We start from the raw sequence: 20,238 nt of genomic DNA on the forward strand, positions 1-20,238 counted from the left end.
TAAAGGAACTTTTATGAGTCTGCCATCACTGGTTGCATTGCCAAAGCCGTTACTGACATTGGTCACTCGTGCCGAAGAGACGTTCCTCGGTGCACTGAATGACACATCGAAGTCATCACTTGAGCAGTTTCTTGCCTGGCCCGCTGAGCGCCAGGAAGCCTTTGGCAGGGTATGTGCGGCCAGTGATTTCGTCATCGAACAGGTTAGCCGAGATCCCGAGATGCTGCTCCAGCTAGCCGAGGATGGCCTGTTGGAGCGCGCGCTCAAGAACGGGGAAATGCATGAGGCGTTGGCTGAGCTGCTGACCGATTGCGACGATGAAGACCGCTTGGCGCACCAGCTACGCCGCTTTCGCAACCGCCAGCAGGTGCGCATCATCTGGCGCGACCTGACCCGGCAGGCAGATCTTTCAGAGACCTGCGGCGATTTGTCCGACATGGCGGATGCCTGTATCGATCTTGCCTATCAGTGGCTGTATCGGCGGCACTGCGAGCAGTTCGGCGTCCCGACGGGGCGTCGCAGCGGCCAGCCGCAGCAGATGGTCATCCTTGGAATGGGTAAGCTGGGTGCTCGCGAGCTGAATCTCTCTTCCGACATCGACCTGATCTTCGGCTACCCCGAGGGCGGTGAAACCGCAGGCGCGAAACGCTCGCTGGACAATCAGGAATTCTTCGTTCGCCTCGGTCAACGACTGATCAAGGCGCTGGATGCGCCAACGCTCGATGGCTTTGTCTTTCGTGTCGACATGCGCTTGCGGCCTTACGGTTCCTCCGGCTCGCTGGTGCTGAGCTTCAACGCGCTGGAGCAGTACTACCAGGATCAGGGCCGCGACTGGGAGCGCTACGCCATGATCAAGGCCCGGGTGGTCGGCGGGGATCAGTTGGCCGGCAAGGAGCTGCTCGAGATGCTGCGGCCATTCGTCTATCGTCGCTACCTGGATTTTTCTGCCATCGACGCGCTGCGTACCATGAAGCAGCTGATTCAGCAGGAAGTGCGGCGCAAGGGCATGGCCGCCAACATCAAGCTGGGCTCCGGTGGCATTCGCGAAGTGGAATTCATCGCTCAGGCATTCCAGCTGATTCACGGCGGGCGAGACCTGAGCCTTCAGCAGCGTCCCTTGTTGAAGGTGCTGGGTATCCTGTCCGGACAAGGCTATCTGCCAGCCGCTGCGGTCGATGAGCTGCGTGAGGCTTACGAATTTCTGCGTTACACCGAACATGCGTTGCAGGCCATCGATGACCGCCAGACTCAGATGCTGCCGGATAACCAGACCGACTGTGATCGGGTCGCCTTCATCATGGGTTTCGACAGCTGGGAAACTTTTCATCAGCAACTCCTGCATTGGCGCGGCCGGGTCGACTGGCATTTTCGTCAGGTCATTGCCGACCCTGATGAAGATGAAGAAACCGAAGGCGAAGCCCTGGTGGGCGGCGAATGGCTGCCGCTTTGGGAGCAGGACTGGGATGAGGAATTCGCCTGCCGCCAGCTCAGCGATGCGGGTTTTCGTGACGGCCAGGCCGCCTGCCAGCGTCTCGCTGTGTTGCGCAGCGGTAATCAAGTCCGAACCATGCAGCGGCTCGGGCGCGAGCGACTCGATGCATTCATCCCGCGGCTGCTGGCCCAGGCGGTGGAGCAGGATGATCCGGATCTGGTGCTGGAGCGTGTGCTGCCACTGGTCGAGGCGGTCGCGCGTCGTTCCGCCTATCTGGTGCTGCTGACAGAAAATCCCGGCGCGTTGCAGCGCTTGCTCGAACTCTGCGCTGGCAGCCCATGGATTGCCGAGCAGATCGCGCGTTTCCCGCTGCTGCTCGACGAACTGCTCAATGCCGGGAGACTGTTCAGTCCTCCTCTGGCGCCGGAGCTTGCTGCCGAGCTGCGCGAGCGGCTGGCGCGCATTCCCGAAGATGACCTCGAGCAGCAGATGGAAGCGCTGCGCCACTTCAAGCTCGCGCATCGCCTGCGCGTCGCAGCCTCGGAGATCGCCGGTACCTTGCCGCTGATGAAGGTCAGCGACTATCTCACCTGGCTGGCTGAAGCCATTCTGGAACAGGTTCTGGCGCTGGCCTGGCGACACACCGTCGCGCGTCACGGTCAGCCAAGGCGGGTCGATGGATCGCTCTGTGATCCAGCCTTCATCATTCTTGGGTACGGCAAGGTGGGCGGCCTCGAGTTCGGCCACGGATCCGACCTGGATCTGGTGTTCATCCATGACGGCGACCCCAATGCTGAAACCGACGGCGCCAAGTCAATCGATGGCGCGCAGTTCTATACCCGTCTGGGGCAGCGCATCATTCATCTGCTAACCACGCAAACCACTTCTGGGCAGCTCTACGAGGTCGACATGCGCCTGCGTCCGTCAGGGGTTTCAGGCTTGCTGGTCAGTTCGCTTAGCGCTTTCGACCGTTATCAAAGCGACGAGGCGTGGACTTGGGAGCATCAGGCGCTGGTGCGTGCACGAGTCCTGGTGGGTTGTCCGCAGCTGGCCGCGGATTTCGAGAAGGTTCGAGCTTCTGTCCTTGGACGTTCGCGTGACCTAGACCAGCTTCGTCGAGAGGTCAGTGAGATGCGCGCCAAGATGCGCGACAACCTCGGCACTCGGGTAACCCAGGCTGGTACGGCTGAAAAGGCATTCTTGGGCGATGGCGAGTTCAACCTCAAGCAGGATGCCGGTGGTATCGTCGATATCGAATTTATGGTGCAATACGCGGCTTTGGCGTGGTCGCACCAGCATCCGCAACTGCTGCGCTATACCGACAATATCCGCATTCTCGATGGGTTGGAGCAGGCCGGGTTGATGACCGGCGATGAGGTTCGGCTGCTGCAGGATGCCTACAAGGCATACCGCGCCGCGGCCCACCGGCAATCACTGCAGAAACTGCCTGGCGTGGTAAGCGGGGATCAATTTCATGACGAGCGTCGCGCGGTGATGCGTATCTGGCGCGAGCTGGGGCTCAGCTGATCTCGTCAAACAGCATTTATCGAATTCCGAGGTGGCAACAATGTCGATGGCCGATCGTGATGGCGTGATCTGGTATGACGGTGAGATGGTGCAGTGGCGCGACGCGACCACCCATGTACTGACCCACACCCTGCATTACGGTATGGGCGTCTTCGAAGGCGTGCGTGCCTACAACACCCCGGCGGGCACCGCGATCTTCCGCCTTCAGGCGCACACCGATCGCCTGTTCGATTCGGCGCACATCATGAACATGAAGATGCCGTACTCGAAGGAAGAGATTAACGAGGCGACCCGCGCCGCCGTTCGCGAAAACAATCTGGAAAGCGCTTACATCCGTCCGATGGTGTTCTACGGGTCCGAAGGCATGGGCCTGCGCGCCAGTGGCTTGAAGGTCCATGTGATCGTCGCCGCTTGGCATTGGGGCGCCTACATGGGCGACGAGGCCTTGGAGAAGGGCATAAAGGTGCGTACCAGCTCCTTTACCCGCCATCACGTGAACATCAGCATGACCCGCGCCAAATCCAACGGTGCTTACATCAACTCCATGCTCGCCCTGCAGGAAGCCATCTCCGGCGGCGCCGACGAAGCACTGATGCTGGATCCGGAAGGCTATGTCGCCGAAGGTTCGGGCGAGAACATCTTCATCATCAAGGACGGCGTGATCTACACCCCCGAAGTCACCGCCTGCCTCAATGGCATCACCCGCGGCACCGTACTGACCCTGGCTGAAGAGCTTGGCATCAAGGTAGTAGAGAAGCGCATCACCCGGGACGAGGTCTACATCGCTGACGAGGCCTTCTTCACCGGCACTGCCGCTGAGGTCACCCCAATCCGCGAAGTGGATGGCCGCAACATCGGTATCGGCCGTCGCGGCCCGGTGACCGAGCGTGTTCAGAAGGCCTACTTCGATCTCGTATCTGGCAAGACCGATGCGCACGCTGAATGGCGGACGCTGGTCAAGTAAGCGCGGGCCTTGCGCAAGCACGAGCGCCTGAGCTGCTCGTGCTTGCGGCTTGAGGCCCGAAGCTTGAAGCTGTCTTTATGAATATTCTGATTGTGGGTCCCAGTTGGGTCGGCGACATGGTGATGGCGCAGACGCTGTTCGTCTGCCTGAAACAACGCCACCCTGACTGCCTGATCGACGTGCTCGCGCCTGAATGGAGTCGCCCGATCCTCGAGCGCATGCCAGAGGTGCGACAGGCGCTGAGCTTTCCGGTCGGTCATGGCGTGCTAGACATGGCGACCCGGCGCAGCATCGCGCAGAGCCTTCGTGGGCAGTATCAGCAGGCGATCCTGTTGCCCAACTCGCTGAAGTCGGCTCTCGTGCCATTCTTTGCGGGCATTCCCAAGCGCACCGGGTGGCGCGGCGAGATGCGCTTCGGCCTGCTCAACGATATGCGCAAGCTGGACAAGCAGCGCTATCCGCTAATGATCGAGCGCTTCATGGCGCTGGCTTACGAACCCGGCGCCGAACTAGCCCAACCCTACCCGAAGCCTTCGCTGCGCATCGTTGAGGAAACGCGCGACGCCGCTCTCGCGCGCTTCGGGCTGTCACTGGACCGGCCGGTGTTGGCCCTTTGTCCCGGTGCCGAGTTCGGCGAGTCCAAACGCTGGCCGGCCGAGCATTTCGCCAAGGTCGCCGAGGTCAAGATCCGTGATGGCTGGCAGGTCTGGCTGTTCGGCTCGAAGAACGATCACGCCGTTGGTGACGGAATCGTGCAGGGACTGATTCCTGGGTTGCGTGAAGAAGCAGTAAACCTTGCCGGCGAAACCAGCCTGGCCGAGGCCATCGACCTGCTTTCCTGCGCCGATGCGGTTGTGTCAAACGATTCGGGCCTTATGCATGTTGCCGCTGCGCTCGGACGTCCGCTGGTGTCTGTTTATGGCTCCACCTCGCCAGCGTTCACGCCACCGCTGTCGGAGCAAGTCGAGATCGTGCGCTTGGGCCTCGACTGCAGCCCCTGTTTTGATCGTACTTGCCGTTTCGGTCATAACAACTGCATGCGTGAATTGAAGCCGCGCCCGGTCATTGAAGCGCTTGAACGTCTTGCACCTCAGTCGGTTGAGGTGCGCTGAGTGAGGGTGCTGCTGGTCAAGACGTCTTCGCTGGGTGACGTGGTGCATACGCTCCCTGCGTTGACGGATGCGCAGCGCGCCGTCCCTGGTATTCAATTCGACTGGGTAGTGGAGGAGGGTTTTGCCGAGATACCCGCCTGGCATCCAGCCGTGTCCCAAGTGATCACCGTGGCGATTCGTCGCTGGCGCAAGCATCCATTGCAAACGCTTCGCTCCGGTGAATGGCGGCGTTTCAAGTCGCGTTTGCGCGAGACTCGCTATGATCTGGTCATCGATGCGCAAGGCTTGTTGAAGAGCGCCTGGCTGACGCGCTACGTCAAGGCGCCTGTCGCTGGGCTGGACCGAGAATCCGCACGTGAGCCGCTTGCTTCTCGCTTCTACGGTCGTCGTTATGCCGTTGCGCGGGATCAGCATGCGCTAGAGCGTGTTCGGCAACTGTTCGCTCAAGCGCTCGGTTATCAGATGCCCGGAACCATCGCTGATTACGGGCTGGTTCGCAGTCAGCTGGCCACGCCGGGCGAGCAGCCATATCTCCTTTTCCTGCATGGCACCACTTGGCCGAGCAAGCACTGGCCGGAGGCATACTGGCGAGAATTGGCCGAGCGGATGAGCGAGTTTGGTTGGTCGATTCGTTTACCTTGGGGCAATGCGGATGAGAAGGCCCGAGCTGAACGAATCGCTGACGGCATCGCGAGCGTTTCGGTGTTGCCGAGGTTGAATCTTGGCGGCATCGCCAAAGTCATCGCCGGAGCGCGTGCCTGTGTCGCCGTTGATACCGGGCTCGGACACCTGGCAGCGGCACTGGACGTCCCAAGCATTTCGCTTTACGGCCCGACTTTGCCAGGTCGAGTCGGCGCCTATGGTCGTTCGCAGGTGCACCTGTGTGCATCCGGACCGAACGCCGGCAAAGGCGATCGCCACAAACCATGCTTTGACGACCTGCCAGCCGAGCGGGTCGCCAGCGAACTCAAGGCCCTGTTGCGGTCGTCGGAGACATCCTGATGCAGCTGGCCTTCATCCTTTACAAATATTTCCCCTTCGGTGGGCTCCAGCGCGACTTCATGCGCATTGCCACTGAATGCCAGCGTCGCGGTAATGGGATTCGCGTCTACGCGATGATCTGGGAAGGTGAGGTGCCGAACGGCTTCGAGGTCTTGATCGCGCCGGTCAAGGCGATCTTCAACCATACCCGCAATGAACGTTTCACTGCCTGGGTGGAAGCGGATCTGGCAAAGCGTCCAGTTGATCGGGTGGTTGGCTTCAATAAGATGCCTGGGCTCGACGTCTACTACGCGGCCGATCCCTGTTTCGAAGACAAGGCGCAGACCCTGCGCAGCCCCATCTATCGCCGCTGGGGCCGCTACAAGCATTTCGCCGAGTATGAGCGCGCCGTGTTCGAACCTCGCTCCAAAACCGAGATCCTGATGATCTCCGAAGTCCAGCAGCCCCTGTTTGTCAAACATTACTCAACGCCTGCGGAGCGCTTTCATTTACTTCCGCCGGGCATCGATCAGGATCGGCGTGCACCGAGCGACGCGTCTGACATTCGCCGGGCGTTCCGTGATGAATTCGAGGTGGCTGACGACGAGCTGCTGCTGGTGCAGATCGGATCGGGCTTCAAAACAAAGGGGCTCGACCGCAGCCTCAGGGCGGTCGCCTCGCTCCCGCGTGAGCTGAAGAAGCGCGCCCGTCTGTTCGTCATTGGTCAGGACGATCCAAAGCCATTCCAGCTGCAGGCTAAGACGCTAGGTATTTCGGGTCAGGTCGAGTTTCTCAAGGGCCGCAGCGACATCCCGCGTTTTCTGCTCGGGGCAGACCTGTTGATCCATCCGGCCTACAACGAAAATACTGGCACCGTTCTTTTAGAGGCGCTGGTCGCAGGGCTGCCAGTGCTGGTGACGGATGTCTGCGGTTACGCTCACTACATCAATGAAGCGGACTGCGGCAGGGTCGTCCCAAGCCCATTCGAACAAAGCGAGCTCGACGCTCTGCTGGCTGAGATGCTCGCCAACGACGAGCAGCGCGACAGCTGGGCGCGGAATGCGTTGGCCTACGCCGACAGGGCCGACCTTTACAGCATGCCCGAGCGTGCGGCTGACGTGATCCTGGCGGAGCGCTCATGAAGCTCATCCTGGCAGAACCCTTCAAGACGCTCTGGTCGGGCCGGGATCCGTTCGAGGCCGTCGAGCAACTGCAAGGCCAGGTCTATCGGGAGCTCGAAGGTCGACGCACGCTGCGCACGGAAGTGCAAGGCCGCGGCTACTTCGTGAAGATCCACCGCGGTATCGGATGGGGCGAGATCTTCAAAAATCTCACCACCGCTAAATTGCCAGTGCTGGGCGCAGGGCAGGAGTGGCGCGCTATTCAGCGTCTGCATGAGGTAGGTGTCCCGACCATGACTGCGGTTGCCTATGGCGAACGAGGCGGCAATCCCGCCTCGCAGCACTCGTTCATCATCACCGAAGAACTTGCTCCTACGATCAGCCTTGAGGACTACAGTGCAGACTGGCTGCAGCATCCGCCGGAACCCAAGCTCAAGCGCGCTCTGATCGCCGAAGTCGCTCGTATGACCGGCGCCATGCACCGCGCTGGCGTGAATCATCGAGACTGTTATATCTGCCATTTCCTGCTGCATACCGACAAACCGGTCACGGCTGAGGACTTTCGTCTGTCTGTGATTGACCTGCACCGCGCCCAGGTCCGTGATGCGATACCCCAGCGCTGGCGAGACAAGGATTTGGCTGGGTTGTATTTTTCTGTTTTGGGCATCGGCCTTACCCGGCGCGATACGTTGCGTTTCCTCAAACTGTACTTCCAAAAGCCGTTGAGAGAGATCCTGAGCAGTGAAGCCCGCCTTCTGACGGATCTGCAGCGCAAGGCGGCCAAGCTCATGGCTCGCAAGGAAAGATACGGAGCCGCGCTCTGATGGCCGGCTGGGTGTTGGATCCTGCGTACTCGGCGTTGGCGGCGGACTTCGGCAGCCTCGACGCGGTGTTCGCGCTCGTCGGCGAGCGGGTTACGCAGGATCCGCTGTCCGAGGTCATCCGCCTCGAACGTGACGGTGTCACGTACTACCTCAAGCGCTACACCGGCGCGGGTAAGGGCATGCGTCGATATGTCGGCCGGCCAAGGGTGAAGGCTGAATGGCAGAACTTGAAGCTTTTCGAGCGATGGGGCATTCCGACTGCCCCGATCGTGGCATATGGGCTGGAGCGCCAATTCGGCAGCTTCGCTCGGGGTGCGCTCATAACTCGTGAGCTGACCCAGACCGAAGACTTGGCGGCGCTCGCAGCCGCCAATGATCAGCGGCTGAAGGAAGGTAGTTGGGTAGTCGATATAAGCCAGCAGCTCGCCGAAGCGACTCGCCGCATGCACGCGCACCGGTTTGCGCACAATGATCTGAAATGGCGGAATCTGCTGGTCGATCCACAGCGTAACCTTTATCTAATCGATTGCCCCACTGGCGCGTTCTGGTGGGGGCCATTCCTGCAGCGTCGGATCATCAAGGACCTCGCTTGCCTCGATAAGGTAGCCAAATATCAATTGAGCCAGACGCAGCGTTTACGCTTCTACCTGCAATATGTTCAGCGAGACCATCTGAACCGTGATGACAAGGCGCGCATCCGTCAGGTTCGAGATTTCTTTGAGGGGCGTGAATGACGGACTTCATTGCACAAGCCGACAGAGCATTACTCGAGCGACACGGCCTTCTTGATTTCGATGCGCTGTGGGCGGTCAAGCTTGAGGCGGTAGACGAGCCCAACGTGGAGCGCGGCGGGTGGAGCAGCGTGTTTCGTCTGGACCTGGGCGACGCGGCGTTCTACCTGAAGCGCCAAACCAACCATCTCACGCGCAGCCTCATGCACCCGTTGGGCGAGCCTACGTTCGCGCGCGAATTTCGCACTATTCAGCGCTACCAGAAGCTCGGTATTCCGGCTCTGAGCGCCAGTTTTTTTGGTCATCGACAGATCGGCGACGAGCACAGAGCTGTGCTGCTGACGCGCGCGCTGGATGGCTGGGATGATCTAGAAAGTTGGCTGGGGCGATGGCCTTCATTAAGTGTCGATCAACGCCAGGCAATCCTGCAGGCGACTGGGCTGCTCGCCAGGCAATTGCACGACGCTGGGCAGATTCACGGCTGCTTCTACCCCAAACACATCTTCCTCCAGGAACAGGCGCAAGGCTGGAGTGCCCGTCTGATCGACCTGGAAAAGACACGCCCGCTGTTGCTCGGTCGCCGGGATCGAATCAAGGACCTCGAGCCATTGTTTCGCCGAGCGTTTTGTTGGTCTCAAACGGATGTCCATGAACTGCTCGCGGCCTACCTTCACGATGAGTGCGCCGTCGATAGCTGGGCGCAGCGCTTGAACAGCCGCCGTCGCGAGAAAGAGATGCGTACATGACGCTCCTCGAACTTGTCCACGCTGGACGGGCCCCTGCCTTGCCCATGACCCTGCATATCCAGGGGCTGGGCGAGCTGGTCGTCGAGCAATGGCTGCGCGTGCTGCCCGGCCAGCGCTATGTCGGGCGGGTACGATGGAATGGACGAACGGTCCTGGCCAAGCTGCTGGTCGGCAATCATGCCCATCGGCATTACATCCGTGAGCGCGATGGCGCGGTCCTGCTGGCCGAGCAAAAGCTGCCAACAGCTCAATTGCTGTCAGAGGGCTGGAAGGCAGGTGAGGGCGGTTGGCTGCTGTTCGAGTTTCTGCTCGATGCACAGAGCCTCTGGAGCCGCTGGCAGGCGCTTGAGCGGAATCCACCCTTGACCGAGGCTCAGCAGGCGGTGCTCGGTTCGGCCTTCGAGCTGATCGCCCGCATGCATTTGCAAGGGCTCTGGCAAGATGATCTGCATCTGGACAACTTGCTGATGCACGCTGGTGTGCTGCATGTGGTCGACGGTGGCGGCGTGATGGCCCAGCGACCCGGACAGCCGCTCGATCGTCCGCAGGCGCTGGCCAACCTGAGCGTGTTCTTCGCGCAGCTGCCTGCATCGCTGGACCCGTACATCGAAGATCTGCTGGTTCACTACCTGCTGGTAAACAGTTCACACGCGCTGCCGATGGAAATCCTGTTGAAGGACATACGCAAGGTGCGTGCCTGGCGGTTGGCTGACTTTCTGAAAAAGGTCGGTAGGGATTGCAGTCTTTTTTCCGCCCGCATCAGTGCTTTCGGCGCCGAGGTCCTGCGTCGAGAGGAAGTCACGTCACTGGATGTTTTGCTCACCGATCCGGACGCATTCATCGCCTCCGGGCATCTGTACAAGGATGGCGGCACCGCTACGGTCGCTCGGGTTGACGCCGGAGACGGTCGATCACTGATCATCAAGCGCTACAACATCAAAAGTCCCATCCATTGGCTTAAGCGCTTCTGGCGGCCCAGTCGTGCCTGGCACAGCTGGGTCGAGGGCAACCGGCTGGCATTTCTTGGCATCGCTACGCCGCGCCTGCTCGCGGTCAAGGAGCAGCGCTGGTTATGGCTTCGAGGCAGGGCATGGCTGGTTACCGAATTGCTCGCGGGAGAAGATATAATCCGGTGCTTTCAGCCTTACTTGGACAGCTCGCCACCCGAGTCCCAGCTATCGGCACTGGTCCAGTTGTTTCAGACCTTGATCCGCGAGCGCATCAGCCATGGCGACCTCAAAGGGCACAACCTGTTCTGGGAACAGGGGCAATGGACGCTGATCGACCTTGACGCGGTGCAGCAGCATCGAAGCGCTGCGAGTTTTGCCCGCGCCTACACCCGGGATCGGGCGCGCTTGTTACGCAACTGGCCGGCTAACAGCGCCTTGTATCAGCTGCTCGACCAACGATTACCCGCGGTGCCCGGCATCCGCATAGAAGATTAAGAGGCAATATCTGTGGCATTGACGATTCTCGGCCTTTCCGGCGCCCTAAGTCATGATCCCTCTGCTGCGCTGTATATCGATGGCAAATTAATCGCTGCTGTCGAGGAGGAGCGCTTCGTGCGGGATAAGCATGCCAAGAACCGCATGCCCTATGAGTCAGCGAAGTTCTGCCTCGAGCAAGCGGGTATCAAGCCGGCTGATGTCGATGTGGTCGCCATCCCGTTCGCCCCGATCAGCATTTTCGAAAAGGCGCGTTGGCACTACGCCAAGCGCTATTGGTATGCGCCGGATCGTGCGTTGGATGCCATTCTTTTTGGCAACCGCCGCTACAACCGCTACAAGAAGCGCATCGAATGGTGCCTGCAGCAGCTGGGCTTCGATCTGAAAAAGGTGAAGTTGCAGCCGGTCGAGCATCACCTGGCCCACGCCTCCAGCGCTTACCACTGCTCGGGATTCACCGAGAAGACCGCCATCCTCGGCATTGATGGCAAAGGTGAATACGCCACGACCTTCTTTGGCTATGGCGAGAACGGCAAGATCCACAAGATCAAGGAATTCTACGATCCTGATTCCTTGGGCGGCCTCTACGGTGCGATCACCGAATTCCTCGGCTTCGAAATGCTTGATGGTGAGTTCAAGGTCATGGGCATGGCACCCTATGGTGACGCCGCCAAGTACGACTTCTCGCGGCTGGCCACGTTCGAGAACGGCGAGCTGACCATCAATACCGATTACGCCAACGTCATCGGCTTGCGCCGCTACAAAGAGAAGGGCAAGGGGTATTACTTCTCGCCCAAGCTGGTCGAGTGGCTGGGTCCGAAACGCGAAGGCGATATTGCCGACGACCCCTACATCCATTACGCGGCCGCGATGCAGGCGCTGTTCGAGAAGCTTGCTCTGCAGATGATGGATTATTACCTCGGCGACATCATCAAGCAGACCGGAAGAATCGCCTTTGCCGGCGGTTGCGCCCTGAATGTCAAACTCAACCAGAAGATCATCGCGCGGGACGAGGTAAAGGAACTCTTCGTCCAGCCGGCGTCCGGTGATGCCGGCACCGCCGTCGGGGCGGCCGCCTATGTTTCGCATCAGCGCGGCGTACCCGTGGAAAAGATGGAGCACGTCTACCTCGGCCCGTCTTACTCGAACGAGGACGTGATCGCGGCCTGCGCCCGTCACCCAAACAAACCCGCCTGGCAACAGATCGAAGATGTGCCCCAGCGCATCTCGCAGATCATGGTAGAGGGGAATCCGGTGGCCTGGTTTCAAGGTCGTATGGAGTTCGGCCCGCGCGCGCTGGGCGGACGGTCGATCATCGGCTGCCCGAGCATTCCCGGGGTGGCTGATCGCATCAACCAGCAGATCAAGTTCCGCGAGCGCTGGAGGCCCTTTTGCCCGTCGATGCTCGATACCGTTGCCGAGCAGATGCTCAAAGTCGACCATCCGAGCCCGTTCATGACCTTCACCTTCGAGGTCAACGATGAATGGAAAGATCGCGTCAGCGAAGTCGTACACGAAGACGGCACCTCACGCGCGCAGGTGCTGGAGCGCCGCTTCAATCCGCGCTGGTACGATCTGATGCTCGAATTGGAAAAGCTGACGGGTAACGGTGTATCCCTCAATACATCCCTTAATCGTCGTGGCGAACCGATGATCTGCTCGCCGACGGACGCACTGAACATGTTCTACGGATCGGACCTGCAGTATTTGATCATGGAGGATGTGTTGGTGGTGAAGGAGAGCTGATGGGATCGGTTTTCCCGCCTCAAGGCCATTGCGCGACCGAGCCGCATGTGCGAACGGCTCATTGCAGGGTCGCTTTGGTCCCATCCATGGGGCTCGGCGATGGCTGCGTTTATCTAGTGTTGGCTGCGAATCTCGCTCGCGCTGGCTATGCGGTGACAGTGTTCTCCAATCACCTGGCAGCTCTTGACCACTGGTTTCCACTGTTCGACATTCAAGTGCTACCGGCACCGCAGCAAACATTCGAGATGCTGAATAAGTACGATCTGGTCATATCCGATCTCGGTAGCATGGTGACCCGTCATGATGTCGCTGCTCGAGACTTAGCTGACCGTTACGTGTTTGTCGGTACATGCAAGATCAACCCTGACCTCATGGTTAACCCTGCAGGTGCTGCGCTTGCTCGGCTCCCTGCTGAAAAAGTTAGGTTACTTGAGCCCCTGGCAGCCGCGGCAGGCTCGCTTCGTTGTGTCGATGATGACAGCGTTAGTATGGTTGAGCAGGCGGTCCGTTTCTGTACCGACAGGCTTGGGCTTACCCGCGCGTGTAAAGATGTAGGTATAGAAGCTCCGTCTCACTTGTGCCAAAGGCGTTTTTCCAAGCGTGTGATGATTCACCCACTGTCTCATAACGAGAAGAAAAACTGGCCCCGCGGCAAGTTCGTCGCGCTAGCCCGGCGGCTCGAGGCGCAAGGGTGGCAGCCCCAGTTTGTCCTATCTCCCAAAGAGCGCGCACTCCATGGAGGCGATTTCACAGGTGGGTTCGCGGCGCCCGAATTTCCTGACGTATCAGCTCTGGCGGCTCATTTATACGAGTCGGGTTATGTCATCGGCAATGATTCCGGTGTGGGCCATCTTGGTTCAATGCTCGGGGTTCCGGTGTTGACGATATACCGCAAGCGCCGTGACGGTTTTTGTTGGCGGCCGGATTGGGCAGAAGGCGCTGTGGTCAGGCCATCACTAACTCTGGGTTTCGCTCGACATATGTGGCCGTCTTTTATGAGCGTGTCCCGGGTACAGCGTGCCTTTGTCGATCTCCAAAATGCTTGTGAGAAGAGGCACCGATGAGCAGTTCGGGTTTAACCGTTATTATCCCCGCGTACAACTATGCCGCCTCTCTGATGCGAGCTGTCACCTCGGTCATACCCCAATTGTCCACTGAGGACGAGCTGCTCGTCATTGATGATGGATCAACTGACAACACGGCTGAGGTTATCGATGTTCTGCATCAACAATATCCCGGGGCGTTTCGATCAATCTACAAGCGCAACGGGGGACTGGCCTCTGTTCGAAATCTAGGGATAGATACCGCAAGAAACGACTGGTTGATCTTTCTGGATGCGGATGATGAGCAAGCGGCAGATGCCCTTTCGCTGATTCGCGTTCATTTGAATAGTCACCCTGACACTCGCATGGTCATTGGTGGGCACCGCACGGTTGACGAGAGCGGCCGGCAGAGAGTTCACGCCCCGCGGGTGTGGCCCGAAACTCCACTCGCTCGCGTGAGAGGCTATCTGCTGGACAAGACGATCAGTATTTCAAACGGCGCGTGTGTCATGCATCGTTCCGTTTTCGAGCCTGGTAATTACCCTGAGAAATTCAGAAACGCAGAGGACATACCTGTCTTTGCGCAAGTCCTGGCAGCTTATCCCGTCTCGACCCTGGATCAGCCGCTGGCGGTGATACATAAGCATAGCGACAGCCTTCGTCACGACCTTTCTTACAGCATCAAAGGCGGGGTGGGACTGGTTGAAGAGGTTTTTCGACGGTTACCAGATGCCCTGCAGTGCCTGAAGAAGGCTTTTTACGTCCAGCGCTGTCTGTCGCTTTTCCGAGGCGCGTATCTCGCAGGCGATTACGACGCCGCAAAAAGGTTTTATCAGCTTGCCCTCGCGAGCGACTGGCGAACCCTTTTGAAACTGTCGTACACCAGAAAAGCCCTGCGGGTTTGGCTAGGTAAGCAATGATGGCGCGCCGTTTAAAAGTGTTGCAGCTCCAGACTCGCTACAACGTTGCTGATTCCAACTCTGACCTGGGCATGCAGATATTGCAGGGCCTTCCCAAGAATCGTTTCGACGTGGTCAATGGATATCTGGAGGGTTGCCCAGAGGGTGACGTGCACGTTTCGGACTGGCGTGAGCGCTATTTCAATTTTACGCCCAAGCAGATGAGCGGCATGCGACTTGGCGTGCGTAAAATTATGACTGAGTTCTGCAAGCGTGAGCAGTTCGACGTCGTGCTGTTGCATCGCTTCAAAGCCGTTAATCTTTTCATGCATATCAATCGAGCGCTATGTGTACCCCTGTGCATTGGCGTCTCGCATGGTTTCGGTGAGTACGACCGCTTTTACCGGAGGTGGCAGGCGAAACGGATGATTAACGCGCATTGGCGTTTCGTTGGCGTCTCACCTGCCGTACGAGACTACCTGATAGGGCTGGATTGCGGATTTACTTCCGCCAATACCCTGGCCATCACCAATGCCATCGACATTTCGCTAGCTGAGTCTCTCCAGCTGGACCGGGACTCCGCGCGGGCGGCGCTTGGCCTTCCCGCGTCTCGTGACGTAGTGGGCGCTATAGGCCGGCTGGTTCCGGTCAAAGGTCATATTCATCTGATCCGCGCTTTTGCACACATTGCGGACGAGCATCCAAATGCGTCGCTGGCGATCATCGGCGGTGGCCGTGAGCACGATCCGTTGCAAGCTGAGATCACGAAGCTTGGGCTATCTAATCGCGTCGTCCTGTGCGGCACCGTGCCGGACGCCATGCGATATGTACGTGCGTTTGATCTGTTTGTTATGCCCTCATTGCAGGAAGGGCTTGGTTTGGCCCTGCTTGAAGGAATGTGCGGACGTCTGCCTGTACTTGGATCAGACATACCCGCAATGAGACCGTTGATTGAAGGGGCAGGAGGGCGCTCATTCCCGCCTGGCGACGAAGCAGCGATCGCCCATGCCTTGTCTGACTACCTCGGCATGAGCGCAGAGCAACGCATGACTCATGGTGAGAGGGCTTATGTCTACTTACGCCGTGAGCATGACATTGACGATTTTCGACTTAGGTACCGCCAGTTGGTTGAAGGGGCACAGCAGTGACTGATATCCAGAATCAGCTGCCGCTCGTCTCGGTAGTCATTGCGTCTTATAACCATGCTCGCTTCATCGAAGCTAGCATCAGGAGCGTCTATGCGCAGACCTACCCCAACATAGAACTATTCATCGTAGATGACGGTTCCACGGATGACAGTGTCGAAATCATCACCCGGCTTCATCAAGAACTGGGCTTCGATTTTCGCGTTCAAGCGAACAAGGGGCTATGCACCACCTTGAACGATGCCATCGCTCGCACCAAGGGTGCCTATGTCGCTCCGCTTGGTTCCGACGACGCAATGTTGCCTCATCGGCTGGCCTTGCAAGTGCCTTATCTGGATGCGCGGCCAGAAACCGGAATATGCGCGGGCGGCATCATAGTGATCGATGCTGACGGCACGCCGCTTCCCGAGCGCAAACAGCGCTCACGCCCAGCAAGGCGACTGGACTTCGACGATCTGTTTCTCGATCGTAAGCCTGGTCCGCCCGCACCGACCCTACTGTTTCGGCGAGAGGCGATAGATCGTGTCGGCGGCTACGATCCTCGCATTCGCATCGAAGACTACTTCATCGAGTTGCGCATCGCTCATGCAGGCTATTTCATTGACATCATGTCCGAGCCGCTCGCGCTGTATCGAGTGCATGGCTCAAATACCTATAAAAACCGCAGGCTCATGGTCGATACGGAACTGGCAATCTATAAGCATTTCGAGTCGCACCCCGGATATGAAACCACTCGACTTCGCTACCTGAATGCCATGTTTGCCAAGGTCGCGGCGGAAGATGGAAGACTTGCTCGTGAACTTCTGGCGCAGATCCCGTGGAGCAAGCGGAACCTAAAGACGATGAAGGGTGTATGGCGGCTTTTAACCACTAAAAGTGCTGCCTCGTGAGATGGTTTAGGCGCTTTATGGAGAGGCGTGCGGCTCGTAAGATACGAAAACTGCCGCGTTTATTGAGAGGACAGGCGAAGTTCCTAGCTCGATATCCCAAATACCAATATGGGCTCGGGTCATATGGTTTTCCTGAGGTTCACGACTGGGATGAGGGGACCACTCTTGAAATAGGGCGTTATTGTTCGATTGCAGAAAGGGTGAATATCTATCTTGGCGGAGGGCATCGTCCGGACTGGGTAACTACCTATCCATTTCCTGCATTCATTGCTGAGGCGAGACACATTCAAGGCTACGCCATTAGCCGCGGCGACGTCCGGATAGGATCAGATGTCTGGTTGTGCTCTGGCGCTACCATTCTCTCCGGGGTAACTATTGGTCATGGTGCCGTCGTCGCTGCGGCTTCGGTCGTTACTCGCGACGTTTCACCCTACGCCGTCGTGGCTGGTAATCCTGCGCGAGTCGTCCGCTGGCGCTTCGATGAGGAGACGCGCTTAGCACTGCTGGAACTCCGCTGGTGGGAGTGGCCTCAAGAGAAAGTCATGGCTGCAATCCCGATGCTCTGCTCCGATGACATCGGCGCGTTCATCGAGGCTGCGAAGCAGGGGCGCTTTGATCAGGCAAATGCATCCTAGCTTTCAAGCGTCGGCCCGATTTGATACCCCACCGCTCGATTACCAAGTAGCTGACGCTACTCATTACGATGACTGTGAGACTCCCTATGATGATGAAACTTGTCCGATAGAGAGGCGAGCGGGCGTCGATTGCGAGCATTGACGGCAACCAGACCAGACCTGACCAGAGCACCAAGCCATGTAGCAGGTAGGTGCTATAGCTGATCTCGCCTAGCCATCTTATCGAGGAGAAGCCCAGGGCGCCGAATAACATGTTTCCCGACGCCACGATGCAAAAGAACAACGTTAGCAAAACGAGGGGCACCAGAGCGAAGCTGGTATTCCAGCCCAGCATGACTATGGCCAACGCCATCAATGCCACCGTCGCCGCGATTCTGCCTTGAGCCCACTCACAGCACCGTTGGTTGCGAATCCAGTAGGCGGCGGCTACGCCGCCGAGAAAGCTGAGCAGTACAGAGTGCTTCAATACTGAGCTTGCGCCCATTAATTTATAAAGCGCATAGATGCCAATCAGTGATAAGGCGAGCCTCACCCACCTTCCCCGATTTATGAATATCAGGGTCCAGCACGGCAATGTCAGATAGAAGAAGAGCTCATAAGACAACGTCCACGACACGTTCGCAATCAGATCGCCTGTTGCGCTATGACCGTTAATGTCGGGGCGCTGGAAGATGAGCCATCTGGCAAGCGACGAAGCCAGTTGATCTCCGCTCACTTGAAGTTGCCAGTTCGCCTGTGCGAATACGATGAGCACTACACATCCAAGTGCAAATAGATAAAGAGGGTAAATTCGGAACAGGCGGCCCAGTAAAAACTGTCGCCAGCTCATACGTCCATGAGTATCGAGAACGCGGCTCCAAAAAAGAAACCCGGTAATCATGAAGAAAAGCGCGACGCTGGCTCGGCCTAGTTGCGAGTAGAAGTTCAAGGCAGGCAACTCGAAAACTCCGGTTTCGAGATACGGGTAATAGATCACCATGTGGTGGATGAATACCCCAAACGCTAGATAGCCACGAAGGCCGTCAATCGCTGTTTGCCGGTCAGGTGCGTCTAACGAACCGACAATTGCACTTATAGTTGGAAGGCGAAGCAATAGATTTGCGCACCCGATGGCCAGTGCATAGCAGCCTATCGCAAGCGCGGGGTTCAATAGAGTGTTCAAATATCGCTCAGTAACGAATGAGCTGCTCTAGCCGAAGCGCCATGTGTGTAGCCTTCGATCAACGCCTTTCGTTGTTCTTCAAAGAGCCAGAAGCGATCTTGTTTGTAACGTTGCATGTGCTTGAGATTGCGCAGTCGCATAAGCGAGCTCAATGGCCGGTTAAACAATCGCATGTCCGCGATGTCGATCAAGGCCAACTTGCCGTCCGGCAAAACCAACACGTTGCCCAGGTGCAGGGAGCGGAAGTAAACACCGCGCTCATGCATCTCGCCAATGAACTGGCCTGCCTGACGAACAATGCGTGCGCGGGCTGCTCCATCTGGCGCGCTTTCCAGCGCCTGCCGCAGCGTCACGCCTGGCAACGGCCGGTAATGTACGGCCGTTGAGCCATCGTCGAAGCGAAAGCACTCAAGCACTTCTGGCGTCTCGATCTGCCGCTGAGACAATTCCAAACTGTTATGCGCAAACCGTCTGCTGTAAGGGCTCAGGCTCGCTGAAGACAGCCATTGCTTACGTCGAAAGAGCTTCAGAAACGTACCGTCCTTTAGTTTGACGACTTTAAGCCCGAGCCCATCCTGCTCGATCACCGTCGAACCATCCATCAATACATTCAATTCGGTCATTCCAAGTGGAGAGAGCTGGATCCTCGCTTCGCTGGCACGCTTGACGGCGCTCAGAGCGGCCATCATCGCAAGTGGAATCCAAAGTAAAAACCAATGCTCCTTGGGGCGCGAAAGTATGCCTCCGCCTTCCGTGAGTGCTGCACAAATCCCGTACGTCATCCAGGTTGAAGCCAATACGAAGCGCCAGTCGTGTCGATTGCGCCAACCTGTCCACAACGTCAGCGCTTGCATCAGGAACCATGGAACAAAACCCACCAGACCGACGTTATGGAGTACGCCCAAGGCAAAGTTGTGGGGCTCACTGAAAGTCATGCTTAGCGATGCGATTGGGATGGCAATAGGCGAGTTGTAACCGTGGCCAATCCACGGGTGATCCTTGATCAGCCCGAGCGCCAGTTTCCAGATTTCAGGTCGGTAGGAAAGTCCGCGATCGAGTAACAATTCCGGGGCAATGCTGATGAACATCGCTGCCCCGATCAGGGCGCTTGCAATCAGGAAGAGAGTTTGGCGATTCGGCCTTAGTATGCACAGCCATAAGGACGCAAACGCTAGCGCCAATAGCGGGGTGCGAGAGCCGCTCGCCAGCACCGCGCACAGCATCACAGTAGCGGCGGCGCAGTTAATGGCGATGGTCGAAGGCCGAGAACTCCTCATCGCCGTTAGGACAAGCCAGAACACAGTGAAGAATCCGAACACGTGCGAGCTGAGCAGTGGATTGCTCAACGCGCCGGTGCCGATCAGGCGGAAACCGGTTCCTAGAAGAGCGGCGTTATTAATCAGTGAATATAGGGTGCAAACGCCAAATATGGCCGCCGCTGAATGAATACTGATGAAGAATCGCGCAGAGTCGTAGCGTTGCAGTAACGTGAAGGCCACAAAAAGCATGATCACATAGAGTGGCCACTTGACAAGGCTCGTCCAGCTCTCACTCGCGTCCGTCCAGCCGATGCTCAGCCATATCCAGCAAGTGAAGGCCAAGAATGCAATAAAAATTGGTTCTCGCAAGAGAGATCTGATCATTGACGGTTTCGTGATCGCCATGAACAGCGCGGGCAAACAGATCAACCCGTAATACAGTTTGTGGTAGATCGAGCGATCAGGCAGAAGGGCGAGGCCTGACAGCAGCATGATGATGCCCAGGGGTAATAGGTAGCGCGCGGCTAGATTATAGGCGCGCTCGACTGCGGGCATCGGCTGGGATTGGGTCTGCAT

General features: G+C 58.1%; 17 protein-coding genes. 15 read left to right on the forward strand and 2 right to left on the reverse strand.

Annotation, left to right across the window (positions count from 1 at the left end):
• The first annotated feature begins 13 nt into the window (after window positions 1–13).
• From glnE to NA619_RS03105, 15 genes are all read left to right on the forward strand, one after another.
• A complete protein-coding gene (glnE, locus tag NA619_RS03035) occupies window positions 14–2,959 on the forward strand; it encodes a bifunctional [glutamate--ammonia ligase]-adenylyl-L-tyrosine phosphorylase/[glutamate--ammonia-ligase] adenylyltransferase (protein ID WP_255959807.1) in 2,946 nt (981 codons plus the stop codon).
• A gap of 40 nt (window positions 2,960–2,999) precedes the next feature.
• Complete coding sequence (gene ilvE, locus NA619_RS03040; RefSeq protein WP_255959809.1) at window positions 3,000–3,923, forward strand: branched-chain-amino-acid transaminase; 924 nt, start codon at window positions 3,000–3,002, stop codon at window positions 3,921–3,923.
• Between the two features lie 77 nt (window positions 3,924–4,000).
• Window positions 4,001–5,035: a lipopolysaccharide heptosyltransferase II gene (waaF, locus tag NA619_RS03045; RefSeq protein ID WP_255959811.1), complete on the forward strand. Its 1,035-nt coding sequence runs from the start codon at window positions 4,001–4,003 to the stop codon at window positions 5,033–5,035.
• A complete protein-coding gene (gene waaC, locus NA619_RS03050; RefSeq protein ID WP_255959813.1) occupies window positions 5,036–6,037 on the forward strand; it encodes a lipopolysaccharide heptosyltransferase I in 1,002 nt (333 codons plus the stop codon).
• Window positions 6,037–7,158: a glycosyltransferase family 4 protein gene (locus NA619_RS03055; RefSeq protein ID WP_255959814.1), complete on the forward strand. Its 1,122-nt coding sequence runs from the start codon at window positions 6,037–6,039 to the stop codon at window positions 7,156–7,158. Before waaC ends, NA619_RS03055 begins: the two co-directional genes overlap by 1 nt.
• Window positions 7,155–7,961, forward strand: a complete 807-nt coding sequence (gene rfaP / locus NA619_RS03060) for a lipopolysaccharide core heptose(I) kinase RfaP (RefSeq protein ID WP_255959816.1) — start codon at window positions 7,155–7,157, stop codon at window positions 7,959–7,961. Before NA619_RS03055 ends, rfaP begins: the two co-directional genes overlap by 4 nt.
• Window positions 7,961–8,695: a lipopolysaccharide kinase InaA family protein gene (locus NA619_RS03065; RefSeq protein WP_255959818.1), complete on the forward strand. Its 735-nt coding sequence runs from the start codon at window positions 7,961–7,963 to the stop codon at window positions 8,693–8,695. Before rfaP ends, NA619_RS03065 begins: the two co-directional genes overlap by 1 nt.
• Window positions 8,692–9,438, forward strand: coding sequence for a lipopolysaccharide kinase InaA family protein (locus tag NA619_RS03070; protein WP_255959820.1), 747 nt, complete (start codon window positions 8,692–8,694; stop codon window positions 9,436–9,438). The genes NA619_RS03065 and NA619_RS03070 overlap by 4 nt, the downstream gene beginning before the upstream one ends.
• On the forward strand, window positions 9,435–10,883 hold the full coding sequence (locus tag NA619_RS03075; RefSeq protein ID WP_255959822.1) for a lipopolysaccharide kinase InaA family protein: 1,449 nt from the start codon (window positions 9,435–9,437) through the stop codon (window positions 10,881–10,883). Before NA619_RS03070 ends, NA619_RS03075 begins: the two co-directional genes overlap by 4 nt.
• Before the next feature lie 12 nt (window positions 10,884–10,895).
• Window positions 10,896–12,629, forward strand: a complete 1,734-nt coding sequence (locus tag NA619_RS03080) for a carbamoyltransferase family protein (RefSeq protein WP_255959824.1) — start codon at window positions 10,896–10,898, stop codon at window positions 12,627–12,629.
• Entirely contained in the window at window positions 12,629–13,693 is a 1,065-nt protein-coding gene (locus NA619_RS03085) for a glycosyltransferase family 9 protein (RefSeq protein ID WP_255959826.1), read from the forward strand. Before NA619_RS03080 ends, NA619_RS03085 begins: the two co-directional genes overlap by 1 nt.
• Window positions 13,690–14,592: a glycosyltransferase family 2 protein gene (locus tag NA619_RS03090; protein WP_255959828.1), complete on the forward strand. Its 903-nt coding sequence runs from the start codon at window positions 13,690–13,692 to the stop codon at window positions 14,590–14,592. The genes NA619_RS03085 and NA619_RS03090 overlap by 4 nt, the downstream gene beginning before the upstream one ends.
• Entirely contained in the window at window positions 14,592–15,719 is a 1,128-nt protein-coding gene (locus tag NA619_RS03095) for a glycosyltransferase (protein WP_255959830.1), read from the forward strand. Before NA619_RS03090 ends, NA619_RS03095 begins: the two co-directional genes overlap by 1 nt.
• Window positions 15,720–15,724: 5 nt before the next feature.
• Window positions 15,725–16,606, forward strand: coding sequence for a glycosyltransferase (locus NA619_RS03100; protein WP_255960141.1), 882 nt, complete (start codon window positions 15,725–15,727; stop codon window positions 16,604–16,606).
• Window positions 16,607–16,806: 200 nt separating this feature from the next.
• A complete protein-coding gene (locus NA619_RS03105) occupies window positions 16,807–17,241 on the forward strand; it encodes a CatB-related O-acetyltransferase (RefSeq protein WP_336605439.1) in 435 nt (144 codons plus the stop codon).
• Here the strand turns inward: NA619_RS03105 and NA619_RS03110 are convergent.
• Together NA619_RS03110 and NA619_RS03115 are read right to left on the reverse strand one after the other, a co-directional pair.
• On the reverse strand, window positions 17,192–18,403 hold the full coding sequence (locus tag NA619_RS03110; RefSeq protein ID WP_255959834.1) for an acyltransferase family protein: 1,212 nt from the start codon (window positions 18,401–18,403) through the stop codon (window positions 17,192–17,194). The genes NA619_RS03105 and NA619_RS03110 overlap by 50 nt on opposite strands.
• A complete protein-coding gene (locus NA619_RS03115) occupies window positions 18,400–20,238 on the reverse strand; it encodes a bifunctional O-antigen ligase/aminoglycoside phosphotransferase family protein (RefSeq protein WP_255959836.1) in 1,839 nt (612 codons plus the stop codon). Before NA619_RS03115 ends, NA619_RS03110 begins: the two co-directional genes overlap by 4 nt.

The organism is Stutzerimonas stutzeri (assembly GCF_024448895.1).
GTDB lineage: Bacteria > Pseudomonadota > Gammaproteobacteria > Pseudomonadales > Pseudomonadaceae > Stutzerimonas > Stutzerimonas stutzeri_Q.

Bases quoted from the DNA above. Each gene is read 5' to 3' on its own strand.
- glnE (WP_255959807.1), top strand. From the start codon at position 14: ATGAGTCTGCCATCACTGGTTGCATTGCCAAAGCCGTTACTGACATTG.
- ilvE (WP_255959809.1), top strand. From the start codon at position 3,000: ATGTCGATGGCCGATCGTGATGGCGTGATCTGGTATGACGGTGAGATG.
- waaF (WP_255959811.1), top strand. From the start codon at position 4,001: ATGAATATTCTGATTGTGGGTCCCAGTTGGGTCGGCGACATGGTGATG.
- NA619_RS03055 (WP_255959814.1), top strand. From the start codon at position 6,037: ATGCAGCTGGCCTTCATCCTTTACAAATATTTCCCCTTCGGTGGGCTC.
- rfaP (WP_255959816.1), top strand. From the start codon at position 7,155: ATGAAGCTCATCCTGGCAGAACCCTTCAAGACGCTCTGGTCGGGCCGG.
- NA619_RS03065 (WP_255959818.1), top strand. From the start codon at position 7,961: ATGGCCGGCTGGGTGTTGGATCCTGCGTACTCGGCGTTGGCGGCGGAC.
- NA619_RS03070 (WP_255959820.1), top strand. From the start codon at position 8,692: ATGACGGACTTCATTGCACAAGCCGACAGAGCATTACTCGAGCGACAC.
- NA619_RS03075 (WP_255959822.1), top strand. From the start codon at position 9,435: ATGACGCTCCTCGAACTTGTCCACGCTGGACGGGCCCCTGCCTTGCCC.
- NA619_RS03085 (WP_255959826.1), top strand. From the start codon at position 12,629: ATGGGATCGGTTTTCCCGCCTCAAGGCCATTGCGCGACCGAGCCGCAT.
- NA619_RS03090 (WP_255959828.1), top strand. From the start codon at position 13,690: ATGAGCAGTTCGGGTTTAACCGTTATTATCCCCGCGTACAACTATGCC.
- NA619_RS03095 (WP_255959830.1), top strand. From the start codon at position 14,592: ATGGCGCGCCGTTTAAAAGTGTTGCAGCTCCAGACTCGCTACAACGTT.
- NA619_RS03115 (WP_255959836.1), bottom strand. From the start codon at position 20,238: ATGCAGACCCAATCCCAGCCGATGCCCGCAGTCGAGCGCGCCTATAAT.